This is a genomic window from Comamonas jiangduensis (assembly GCF_030162955.1).
Classification (GTDB): domain Bacteria; phylum Pseudomonadota; class Gammaproteobacteria; order Burkholderiales; family Burkholderiaceae_C; genus Comamonas; species Comamonas jiangduensis.
Genome location: NZ_JARXOV010000007.1, coordinates 48,988 through 59,720, shown reverse-complemented (window position 1 = coordinate 59,720; position 10,733 = coordinate 48,988). Strand labels below are relative to the sequence as shown.

Sequence of the window (10,733 nt, the reverse complement as noted above, 5' to 3'; positions counted from 1 at the left end):
CACCATGCAAGTTCATTACTTCGACACGGACGGCTTCTACACGCACAGTGTGGAGCTGCCTACAAACCCTGTAACCGGCAAGCCGTTTGACCACAACCCAGATGTGTGTACGCCTGACCCTCTGCCTCAGTATGACCCCGAGACTGAGCGGGTACGGTGCGTGGATGACGCGTGGATGGTCGAGGCTATCCCGCTGCCAGAGCCTGAACCTGAGCCAGAACCCCCAGAACCTCAGTGCCCGCGCTTCGTCGGAAATCAGAAGCTAGACCTGTTCACTCAGGCCGAGCAGTTAGCGGTCGTCACGGCCACCATGAGCGACCCGCTTGTGAAGCTGATGTACGACCGCATGATTGGGTCTGCGTATATGAGCTATGAAGACCCGGAAACCGAGGCTGGGCTGTCCTTGCTGTGTGACAAAGGATTACTCACACCAGAGCGCAAGGTCGAGATCGTCTCGCTCATGCAAGCGTCCTGAATCAACCCCGGCTAGGGTTATGCACTTGATGCACTCCCAAAGACACTTGCCTGCAAGAAGGCAGACACAACAACAAACCGCCGCCTTCGGGCGGTTTTTTTATGGGCGCGCATCGGGCGAGTGCACGCTGAATGGGCGGAGGAATATGAATCAACTTGATCCTGTGAATGTGGCTATTGCTTTGGCTTCTGTGATCTTTGGCCCTGCGCTGGCTGGAGTGATCGGGCCTTATTCAGTGATCCTCATCGCATCAACCGTGGGGGCTGCTTGGGCCCTTGGCCGGCGCGATCCTTCGGTGCGACTTGGGGCAGCCTGGTATTTCCTGCGGCTCAATGCTACGGCGGTGCTGGTGACGGTGGGTTTGGCCAATCTGGCTGGCAGATGGTCAGGACACGACGACGTCACTTGGATGCTTGCACCCATTGCTCTGCTTGTTGGCGGGGTGGGGGATGACTGGCCGCGCCTTGCGCGCTGGGTTTTTGCTCGCGCTGGTCGAGTGATTGAGCGCCGCGCTGGCGGTGACGGGGGTGCGTCATGAATTGGCAAGCACATCAACTCTTGGCGGTGGCCAACCTGCTGATCTGCATCGGCATTGGCTGGGCGTGCATCTGCAGGCTCAACAGCCCAATCTGCAAGCGCCATTTGCTGGCGCGCTCCCGCTACACGCTTTTACTCGCTGGCTGTGCTGCTTCTGGGCTGCAGCCACTGCTGTGGGGAACGTGGCCATCCATGGCGGACACATTGTTTGCTGGCTGCGTGTTGGCAGGCCTGGCTATCAACGTGGCGCGCTGGCACCAGGCTGGGGTTCCGAAACGACGTTTGGGGGATGTATGACTCTTGGACAAAAACAGCGCATTTTCGCCAAGCTGGCAGCGCAGCTTATCCAGTACGCCTACGCGCAGGGCTACGAGGTGACGCTGGGCGATGCCTACCGTGATCCGCGTGTGCATGGCGACATGGGGGTGAAGAAGTCGTACAGCTCGGCCAGCAGCTCGCACAAAGAGCGCCTAGCCATTGACCTGAACCTTTTTAAAGATGGGCAGTACCTCACGACCAGCGAAGCGCACAAGCCGCTGGGTGAGTATTGGAAGTCGCTGCACGCGGACTGCCGCTGGGGAGGTGATTTCAGAACGCCCGACGGCAACCACTACTCCATGACGCACCAGGGGCGCGCATGAAGGCGCGAATCATCGGCGCAGCCATCGCGGCAGCCCTGCTGTTTGCCGCTGGCTGGATGACCCAAGGCTGGCGCGCTGAAGCCAAGCTGTTTGACGTGAAGCGCCAGTTTGCCGAATCCGCAGCCACTGCCCACGCCCAGGCGCTGGAGCGCTATCAAACCCTTGAAAGGACAAAAGATGAAGCCATTGCAGCCCACGCGGCCCTTGTCGCACAAAACGCGGATGCCGCTGCTGCTGCTCGCCGCACTGCTGACAGCCTGCGGCGCGACCTCGCCAGTGTGCCCGCCCGTATCGCAGCAGCTACCGACAGCGCCGCGCGTGAGTACGCCGCTGCCGCCAGTGTCGTACTCGATCAGTGCACAGCAGAAGTTGCAGACCTGGCACGAGTCGCTGACGGGCACGCGGCTGATGTCCGACTGATGCTGCAAGCCTGGCCCAAATAAGAAACCCCCTCTGGCTTGCGCTGGAGGGGGCTTTTTTGCGTTTTGGCGGTCTGTTTTTGCTCCGCAATTGGCTGTGCAAAAACGAAATAATGCGGGCTAGATCACTGTATAAACGTACATGGATGCGGAGCGAAAACCACCGCGCAACCCGCATAAATCCTAGACTTCTTGGCGAGCTTAGAAGGCTGTTGCTCTATCCAACTGAGCTAACGCCACCACCTTGCGCTTTGCAAAAAGCGCAAGTCTTCAATCATACCGTGCATTGGAGTGGCTTGGCGGCTTGTTGGTTCTTACTCTTCTTCAAACACGATCTGGGGCAGGGCGACAACGCGCGCGGTTTCGTTCAACTGACTCAGGATGCCGTGGCTGTAGAAGCTGTAGGGGGTGTCGGGCTCGAGTGCAGCCGCTGCCAAAAATGCCAGGGGTTGGTTCATGCTGACGTAGTAACTGCCGGGTGCAGCTTCCATGTGACCGCGTGCCAAGCTGATGCTGGTGGTGCCATTGCCTGTCGCGGCTGCGCTGCTTTGGTAAGTTTCCACGTCCAGCGAAGACAGTTCCGCCACACGCTGCACATAGACGCCCATCATGCCCAGGCGCTCGGTTGCTTGCACGGCATTGGCGGACAGCCAGTAGCCGCATGCATGGCTGCGAGTGCGTGGTGCGCCCAGTGCCAAACCACTGGTCCAAGCCGCAGGCTTTTGCACGATGTGGGCGCTGGCGGCATCAATCAAGGTGACGTCGCGCTGCTCCATGCGGGGCTGTGCCTGTACCGTCAAACTGCTGCGGCAGGCTTGAGAAGCCACATCGCGGGTCACAAACGAGTTGACTTGGCGTAGTTCTGCTGCGCGCTGTGCTGCACTCTCCAGCACCGTGGTCATGGCTTTGACGTGGCTGTGTACGCGCCGCTGCAGGTGGGTGCGTCCCAAATCGCTGCCACGGCTGCTAGCTTCCATGCTCACCACGTTCTTCAGGCTGGAGACGTTGCGCAAGGTGGTGGGTTCCGTCGTGCCCATGGCAAAGCCGGTTGCGGCGCTGGGGCCTGTGGCTTCAAACGACCAATCCACGCGCATGCCTGCTTGGCTCAGTGTCTGGCTGACGGGTTGGTGCAGCCATTCGCGGGCGGCTTTGGTGACAAACTCGTGGCCGTTGGGGGTAACCGCGTATTGCAGACCCATGTCGTTGGCACGCACGGCGTTAAAGCGTTGCAGCGTAGGCTGGACTGCGTTGAACTCGCCAGCATCAAGCAACACGCTGGGGCGGTAGTCGCGGGCCAGTTTGGCCAAAAAGCGTGCTTCAGGGGTCTGGAGGAGCAGGTGGTCTTGCCGCAAATCTGTGCCGTCGGCGGTGGTTGCAGTGCCTTGTGCAAACCCGTCGGGATTGGCGCGAGGCACAAAAATAATGTTGATTTTGTCGAGCAAGGGAGCGAGCAAGCCGCCAGCGCCCAGTTCCTTGGATAGCACCAGCACGGCTTCGGTGGCTGCAGTGTCTGTGCCTTGCTGGCCGGCCACGATCATGACGGTGGGGCGGCCGCTTTCATCCAAAGCCAGAGGAGAGATAGCTGGTGCCTTGGTGGCGACCAATGCATAAATTGGGGTGCCGCTTTGCGCGCTGCCGCTGTTGAGCAGGCCAATGCGGGGTGACTGGTTCAGACTTTGCTGGCTGATCTCGCGCAGCAGCTCGGCCAGTTCGCTGTTGGTGGTGGCACTGTGGCGGCCTTCGGATAAGCCGGGTGTGCTGTAGCGTTCGCTAGGGTCTGGAAAAAGCGCGGCGATAGCGGCGCTGTAAGGCAACACTTCCAACCGGGTGTTGGGGGCCACGGGTGTCACACTGGCTGCACTCGGTGCAGATGCGGTGCTTGCAGCTGCAGAGGCGGGCGTGGAGGGCGCTTGCGGGCGTGGTGCTGTGGATGCGGCGGGCCATTCAGGCAGCGGTGTGCTGGAGCACGCAGCCAGAGTCAGCGCAGAAGCCAGCAGCATCCAGCGCGAAGCGTGTGATGAAAGAGCGTGACCTGGGCGTTCCAGATACGGCGCGAAGACAGGGGCGAAGGGCTTTGTCATAGTGCTGTAAACCGTAGATACCAAGGGAGATGATGCCGAGCAACGCTAGAGGCATATCGCTGGAAGCGATCGAGCAAAGTGCGCGAATGGTAGGTCGCGCAGCGGCTCGATGCTGTCAGCGCAAGGCGCTAGCCTTCTGAAAGGTTGTGAAGGCTGCGACCTGTGCGCTGAGGAGGGCTTTAACGGTTGAAGCCGCCGCCGCCACGGCGGTTGCCACCGCCAAATCCGCCGCCGCTACCGCCAGTGTTGCCGCCGCGGAAGCCACCACCGCCGCTGCGGCGTGGACGCTCCACCATCAGGTCGATGCTGGTGCGTGTGGGGTCAGGTTGACCGCCGCTGGTGCTACGAGGTGGGCGCGAAGAGGGGCGATCCAGCTGGGTGCCCAAGTGCGCGTTGGCACGTGGTTGACTGTCGTCAAAGCGGTTGTAGTCATGGTCGAACGACTGGCGCGGTGTGCGGGGCTCACGCTGCTGACGGGGTTCGCGCAATTCGCGCGGCTCGCGAGGTTGGCGTGGCTCGCGCGGTGCTTGGTCACGCTCACCGTGGCTGCTGATTGGGGCGTTGGGGCCACGTGGGTTATCGCGCGAAGGGCGTTGGCGCGAACGGTTAAACCCTTGGCCGCTGCGGCGGGCTTGGCTGTCTGCGTCTGCGCGCTCTTGACGTTCAGGACGCTGGCCACCTTCGCCTTGGCCAAAGTCACGCGACTCCATGGCTTGGGCATTGTCCCGCGGGGCAATGCCTGGGCGTGGGCTGCGACGTGGGCCACGGCGAGGTGCCTGGCCTTGCGGTGCACCTTCTCCCAGTTCGCCAGCAGGTGCTGCTGCACGCGGCGAGCGTTGGCCGCGGCCGCCGCGTTCACCTTGTCCGGTCTTGGTGGTGCGAATGCGCTCCATCATCTCTTGGCGTGCAGCACGTGCAGCCGCTTGCATGACGTCACGGCTTGGTGGTTTGCCTGCACCGCCCCAGATGGTTTGGCGCCCCATGGCAATTGGCTCTGCCTTTTCACCGGGTTCAGGGCCAAACTCAGGCATAGGCACGACGGGAATTTCTTGCTTGGTAAAGCGTTCAATTTCCATCATGAAGCCTTCTTCGTCCATGCAGACCAAGCTGACGGCGTGGCCTTCACGGCCCGCACGGCCTGTACGGCCGATGCGGTGCACGTAGTCTTCGGGGACGTTGGGAATTTCGTAGTTGACGACGTGGGGCAGCTCGTCAATGTCGATGCCACGGGCTGCAATATCGGTGGCCACCAGGGCTCGCAACTCGCCGGTCTTGAAGCCCGCCAAGGCTTGCGTACGTGCGCTTTGGCTCTTGTTGCCATGCAGCGCCATCGCGGTCACACCGTGCTTGGTCAGGTACTCGGCCACATGGTTGGCGCCAAATTTGGTGCGTGTGAACACCAGCACCTGGCTCCAGTTGTTCTCGTTAATGATGTGCAGCAGCACTTCTTTTTTCTTGGTGCGGCCCACAGGGTGGATCACCTGCTTGATGCGCTGCACCGTCGTGTTGCTGGGCGTGACCTGAATGCTCTCTGGGTTTTTGAGCAGGTTGTTGGCCAAGGAGCGGATGTCATCGCTGAAGGTGGCGGAGAACAGCAGGCTTTGCTTGTTGGCAGGCACCAGCGCCAGAATTTTTTTGACGTCGTGGATAAAGCCCATGTCCAGCATGCGGTCGGCTTCGTCCAGTACCAGCACTTCAACGTTGGACAGATCCATGAAACCTTGCTGTTGCAAGTCGAGCAGGCGGCCAGGGGTGGCCACCAGCACGTCCACACCCTTGCGGATGCGGTCAATCTGGGGCTTCATGCCGACGCCACCGAAGATGACCGCAGTGGTCACATCCAGGTATTTCGCATAGGAGCGAATGTTTTCTTCAATTTGCGCCGCCAGTTCACGGGTGGGCGTGAGGATTAGCGCACGGATGCCGCCCGCAGGGGCTTGCGTGCCGCCTTGTGTCAGGCGGTGCAGCATGGGCAGCGAGAACGCGGCCGTCTTGCCGGTGCCGGTTTGGGCGCCTGCTAGCAGGTCTTTGCCTGTCAGCACAGCGGGGATCGCCTGTGCCTGAATGGGAGTAGGGGTTTCGTAGCCCTGCTCCAGCACCGCTTTCACGATGGCGGGTGCCAAGTTCAATTCTTGAAATGTCATTGTTGTCGATACGCCCATCCGGGCGCGGGGTATCAGCCTGTCGCAGCAACCAAAAGGCAGGTTGCAGTGCCAGTCGTAGGCAGATGAGATTCACAGGATTTGGGAGCTGGATTCGCTTGGGTTGGCGAGCCTTTGTCCCCAGCTGAATGCTGATGCCAAGGGGAAACTGGAGCCCCTGACGGTACGTATTGTCGCATGAGGAGATAATCAATGGTTGGGGCGCCCTTGATCTGTGCGCCAAATTTTTATTTTTCTACAAGAATTTGTTGACAAACACATGGCTCAATACGTCTTTTCGATGAACCACCTGACCAAGACGGTGCCTCCCAAGCGCCAGATCTTGAAGGACATTTCGCTGTCGTTTTTCCCCGGCGCCAAGATTGGTGTGCTGGGTCTGAACGGCTCGGGCAAGTCTTCGCTGCTGAAGATCATGGCCGGGGTCGATAAGGAATTTGAAGGCGAAGCGATCCCTATGCCGGGGCTCTCGATTGGCTACCTGCCCCAAGAACCCCAACTGAACCCTGAGCACACCGTGCGCGAAGCGGTGGAAGAGGCGATGGCCGATGTGAATCGTGCCAAGGCTCGTTTGGAAGAGGTGTACGCAGCCTATGCTGAAGAGGACGCCGACTTTGACGCGTTGGCTGCCGAGCAAGGTGAGTTGGAAGCCATCATCGCTGCAGCAGGCACTGACTCTGAGCACCAATTGGAAATTGCAGCTGATGCACTGCGTTTGCCCGCATGGGACGCCAAGGTGGGATTGCTCTCCGGTGGTGAAAAGCGCCGTGTGGCGCTGTGCAAGCTGCTGCTGAGCAAGCCCGACATGCTGCTGCTGGACGAGCCTACCAACCACTTGGACGCTGAGTCTGTGGACTGGCTGGAGCAGTTCCTGCACCGCTTCTCCGGCACTGTGGTGGCGATTACCCACGACCGTTACTTCTTGGACAACGCCGCTGAGTGGATTTTGGAACTGGACCGTGGCCACGGTATCCCCTACAAGGGCAATTACTCCGACTGGCTGATCCAGAAGGGCAACCGCCTGGAAGCCGAACAAAAGGGTGAAGAAGCCCGCGCCAAGGCCTTGAAGAAGGAATTGGAATGGGTGCGCCAAAACTCCAAGGGCCGCCAAGCCAAGTCCAAGGCGCGTATTGCACGCTTTGAGGAATTGAGCGATTACGAATACCAGCGCCGCAACGAAACACAGGAAATCTTCATTCCTGTGGCGGAACGTCTGGGCTCCAAGGTCATTGAGTTTAAGAATGTGTCCAAGGCGTTTGGCGATCGTTTGCTGATCGACAACCTGTCGATGAACATTCCCGCAGGTGCGATCGTCGGCATCATCGGCCCGAACGGCGCCGGTAAGTCGACCCTGTTCAAGCTGATCGCTGGCAAGGAGCAGCCTGACTCCGGTACCGTGGAAATCGGCCAAACCGTGAAGATGGCCTTCGTGGACCAGCACCGCGATGCGTTGGCCGACGACAAGACCGTGTGGGAAGACATCTCCGGTGGTCTGGACATGATCAACGTGGGCAAGTTCACCATGGCTTCGCGTGCTTACGCAGGTCGCTTTAACTTCAACGGCCAAGACCAGCAAAAGAAGGTGGGCATGCTCTCCGGTGGTGAGCGCGGTCGCCTGCACCTGGCCAAGACCTTGATCCAGGGCGGCAACGTGTTGCTGCTGGACGAGCCCTCGAACGACTTGGACGTGGAAACCTTGCGTGCCTTGGAAGACGCGCTGCTGGAATACGCCGGGACCGTGATGGTGATCTCGCACGATCGCTGGTTCCTGGACCGTATCGCCACGCACATCCTGGCCGCCGAAGGCGATTCGCAGTGGGTGTTCTTTGACGGCAACTACCAAGAGTACGAAGCCGACAAGAAGAAGCGCCTGGGCGAAGAGGGCGCAGCCCCCAAGCGCTTCCGCTACAAAGCCCTCAAGTAATTGGGCGCTTGATGCAGCAAAAGGCTCCTTCGGGGGCCTTTTTTGCGTCGGATGGGCAAGTTTTCTCGCAAATTCGCGTGCCTGCGAAGCAGGCCATCGCATTCTGTGTGCGTCAGAGCGGGTTAACCCCCTCGGGCAAACCGAGCTGGGGTTTGTATAAAAGTCTGCTTGATGCCAGTCAAGGCTGCAGCCTTGGCGGGCAACGTGATTCCACCAATCTTCAGGAGACTTTCCGTATGCGCTTTGCTTTTTCGCCTTCTCGTCGTTGGTTTGCCCAGTTGGGCGTTGGGGCGCTGGCCTGTATGACCTTGGGTACGGGCTGGGCGGCTAGTGACTACCCCAGCAAGCCGGTGCGCATTGTGGTGGGCTTTTCAGCAGGCGGCACCACGGACGTGGTGGCACGCATCATGGCCAAGGAGTTGACCGAGTCTCTGGGGCAGTCCTTCGTGGTGGAAAACCGTCCTGGTGGTGGCAGCAACATCGCCACCGAAGCCGTTAAGGCCGCGGCCCCCGATGGCTACACCCTGTTGTTCGTGGCGGTGACCAGTGCCATCAACCAGACCCTGTACCCCAACGTGAAGTTCGATTTGAACCGCGATTTTGAGGCGGTGGCGCTGGGCGCCAAGGTGCCCAATATTTTGGTGGTGCACCCCAGCGTGCCGGCCAACAACGTCAAAGAATTCATTGACTGGGCGCGCTCCAACAACGACAAAATTTCCTACGCCTCATCGGGCAGTGGCACCTCCATCCACATGGCGGGTGAAATGTTCAAGGTGCGCACGGGCCTGAAAACCCAGCACATTCCGTACAAAGGCAGCGCGCCTGCGGTGACGGATTTGATTGGCGGGCAGGTGCAGTTCATGTTCGACAACATGCCCGCCTCGTGGCCGCATGTGCAGTCCGGCAAGCTCAAGGCCCTGGCGGTGACCACCAAAACGCGTTCGCCCTCGGCCCCCGATGTACCCACGCTGGAAGAAAGCGGTGTGGCACCGTTTGATGTGACCTCGTGGTTTGGCCTGATCGCGCCCAAAGGCACTCCCAAAGAGGTGGTCGACAAGCTGAACAAGGCCATGAACGCGGCCTTTGACAAGCCCGAGGTGCAGCAGGCCTATGCCAAGCTGGGGGCCGTGTCGCAAAAGAACACGCAGCAGGACTTCAGCAACTTCATCCGCCAGGAGGTGCAAACCTGGGCGCCGGTGGTCAAGGCCTCGGGCGCGACGGTGGACTGAGACGTTTCTTGAAACTTAAAAAACATAGCTGCCAGCGCAGGTGTATCAAGGGTTTCTGATAGTTTCTTATTGGAAACCAATGATTATCGAGCGCAGGCAGCTATTTTTTATCTGTAGTGGGGGGCGGTGCGTGCAGGCGCTGGCTCAGGCGGAGGCGTGGCGCTGCCAGTCTTGCCAGCTGGGCAGGGGCGCTTGGCCCGGCACGCTGACCGACTGCGCCAGCAGCACCGCCCGCGCGGTGGCAATCGCCACGGCCTCGGCGGCCATGGTGCTCAGTGTCATCATGCCCAGCGTTTTGCCGGTGTGGCCGGTGCCCAGTGCAAACAGGGTGTCGCCATCACTCATGGTGTGCACGGGGTTGATGGTGCGTGCCAGCCCGTCGTGCGCGGTGACGGCTAAACGGTGGGCCTGGGCTTTGCTGAGGATGGCATCGGTAGCCACCACGCCGATGGTGGTGTTGCTGCCCGCCAAAATGGGCTGCGCTTCTTCACCACGCAGCAAGGCGTCGCGCGTATTCAGCAAGGCGGTGCCATCGGCCGTGCGTGCGCCCGCAATCAGTGCGCCGTTGAATGGGTTGTACACATCACCCAGCGCATTGCAGGCCACCAGCGCCCCCACGGTCACGCCATGCACGGTGACGCTGGCTGTGCCAATGCCGCCCTTCATGGCGCGCTGCCAGCCAAATACCTTGCCCACCACCGCGCCGGCACCGGCACCCACGCTGCCCTCGGCGGGGCGGTCACTGCTGGCGGCTTGGCAGGCCGCGTAGCCCGCTGCTGCGTCGGGGCGCACCGTCATATCCCCCAGCATCACATCGAACAGCACGGCGGCAGGCACCAGCGGAATGCGGCCTATGCCAATGGGCAGGCCAGCGCCCTGCGCTTCCAGCCAGCGTACGGCGCCGGTGGCGCTGTCCAGCCCCCAGGCGCTGCCGCCCGCCAGCACGATGCCGTGTACCTCTTGCACCAAATTGCTGGGGTGGAGCAAATCGGTCTCCCGGGTGCCCGGCGCTGCGCCGCGCACATCCACGCCGCCCACAGCCCCTGCGGGGCACAGCACCACGCTGCAGCCTGTGGGGCGGCGCGGGTCGGTGTGATGCCCCACTTGAATTCCTTGCACTTGGGCGATGTGGCCGCAGTGGGCGAGCAATGGTTGATGCATGGCTGACATTCTTTTTGAGGAGGTGCTTATTCGATTTTTAGATAAACAGATGGCGATTTTGTCTTTAGGGTTTGCCCTTGGTGCGGGCATACTGGCAGGCCGATAAA

Annotated in this window: 9 protein-coding genes; 6 read left to right on the top strand and 3 right to left on the bottom strand. The window is 60.6% G+C overall.

What is annotated here, in order from left to right; genetic code table 11:
* Nucleotides 1-4: 4 nt before the first annotated feature.
* The 4 genes from QEP12_RS07580 to QEP12_RS07565 all read left to right on the top strand — a co-directional run bounded on the left by QEP12_RS07580 (nt 5) and on the right by QEP12_RS07565 (nt 2,096).
* Nucleotides 5-475, top strand: a complete 471-nt coding sequence (locus tag QEP12_RS07580; protein WP_174864289.1) for a hypothetical protein — start codon at nt 5-7, stop codon at nt 473-475.
* 145 nt (nt 476-620) lie between these two features.
* Nucleotides 621-1,013, top strand: coding sequence for a hypothetical protein (locus QEP12_RS07575; RefSeq protein WP_284213864.1), 393 nt, complete (start codon nt 621-623; stop codon nt 1,011-1,013).
* 292 nt (nt 1,014-1,305) lie between these two features.
* Nucleotides 1,306-1,653 carry a M15 family metallopeptidase gene (locus QEP12_RS07570; RefSeq protein ID WP_174864290.1) on the top strand — a complete coding sequence of 116 codons (348 nt, stop codon included), beginning with the start codon at nt 1,306-1,308 and terminating at the stop codon, nt 1,651-1,653.
* Entirely contained in the window at nt 1,650-2,096 is a 447-nt protein-coding gene (locus tag QEP12_RS07565; RefSeq protein ID WP_284213863.1) for a hypothetical protein, read from the top strand. Before QEP12_RS07570 ends, QEP12_RS07565 begins: the two co-directional genes overlap by 4 nt.
* 290 nt (nt 2,097-2,386) lie before the next feature.
* On the opposite strand, the gene QEP12_RS07560 is transcribed toward QEP12_RS07565, so the two are convergent.
* Complete coding sequence (locus QEP12_RS07560) at nt 2,387-4,153, bottom strand: M14 family zinc carboxypeptidase (RefSeq protein ID WP_284213862.1); 1,767 nt, start codon at nt 4,151-4,153, stop codon at nt 2,387-2,389.
* Between the two features lie 179 nt (nt 4,154-4,332).
* Nucleotides 4,333-6,297, bottom strand: a complete 1,965-nt coding sequence (locus tag QEP12_RS07555) for a DEAD/DEAH box helicase (protein ID WP_284213861.1) — start codon at nt 6,295-6,297, stop codon at nt 4,333-4,335.
* A gap of 277 nt (nt 6,298-6,574) precedes the next feature.
* Here QEP12_RS07555 and ettA point away from each other — a divergent pair, with 277 nt between their 5' ends.
* Entirely contained in the window at nt 6,575-8,236 is a 1,662-nt protein-coding gene (gene ettA / locus QEP12_RS07550; protein WP_219164232.1) for an energy-dependent translational throttle protein EttA, read from the top strand.
* 236 nt (nt 8,237-8,472) lie between these two features.
* Nucleotides 8,473-9,465 (top strand): Bug family tripartite tricarboxylate transporter substrate binding protein, encoded by a 993-nt coding sequence (locus tag QEP12_RS07545; protein WP_431308073.1) that lies wholly within the window; start codon nt 8,473-8,475, stop codon nt 9,463-9,465.
* A 144-nt stretch (nt 9,466-9,609) separates the two neighbouring features.
* Here QEP12_RS07545 and QEP12_RS07540 read toward each other — a convergent pair whose 3' ends face one another.
* Nucleotides 9,610-10,626: a P1 family peptidase gene (locus QEP12_RS07540; protein ID WP_431308072.1), complete on the bottom strand. Its 1,017-nt coding sequence runs from the start codon at nt 10,624-10,626 to the stop codon at nt 9,610-9,612.
* Nucleotides 10,627-10,733 lie beyond the last annotated feature (107 nt).

Bases quoted from the DNA above. Each gene is read 5' to 3' on its own strand.
- QEP12_RS07580 (WP_174864289.1), top strand. From the start codon at position 5: ATGCAAGTTCATTACTTCGACACGGACGGCTTCTACACGCACAGTGTG.
- QEP12_RS07575 (WP_284213864.1), top strand. From the start codon at position 621: ATGAATCAACTTGATCCTGTGAATGTGGCTATTGCTTTGGCTTCTGTG.
- QEP12_RS07570 (WP_174864290.1), top strand. From the start codon at position 1,306: ATGACTCTTGGACAAAAACAGCGCATTTTCGCCAAGCTGGCAGCGCAG.
- QEP12_RS07565 (WP_284213863.1), top strand. From the start codon at position 1,650: ATGAAGGCGCGAATCATCGGCGCAGCCATCGCGGCAGCCCTGCTGTTT.
- QEP12_RS07560 (WP_284213862.1), bottom strand. From the start codon at position 4,153: ATGACAAAGCCCTTCGCCCCTGTCTTCGCGCCGTATCTGGAACGCCCA.
- QEP12_RS07555 (WP_284213861.1), bottom strand. From the start codon at position 6,297: ATGACATTTCAAGAATTGAACTTGGCACCCGCCATCGTGAAAGCGGTG.
- ettA (WP_219164232.1), top strand. From the start codon at position 6,575: ATGGCTCAATACGTCTTTTCGATGAACCACCTGACCAAGACGGTGCCT.
- QEP12_RS07545 (WP_431308073.1), top strand. From the start codon at position 8,473: ATGCGCTTTGCTTTTTCGCCTTCTCGTCGTTGGTTTGCCCAGTTGGGC.
- QEP12_RS07540 (WP_431308072.1), bottom strand. From the start codon at position 10,626: ATGCATCAACCATTGCTCGCCCACTGCGGCCACATCGCCCAAGTGCAA.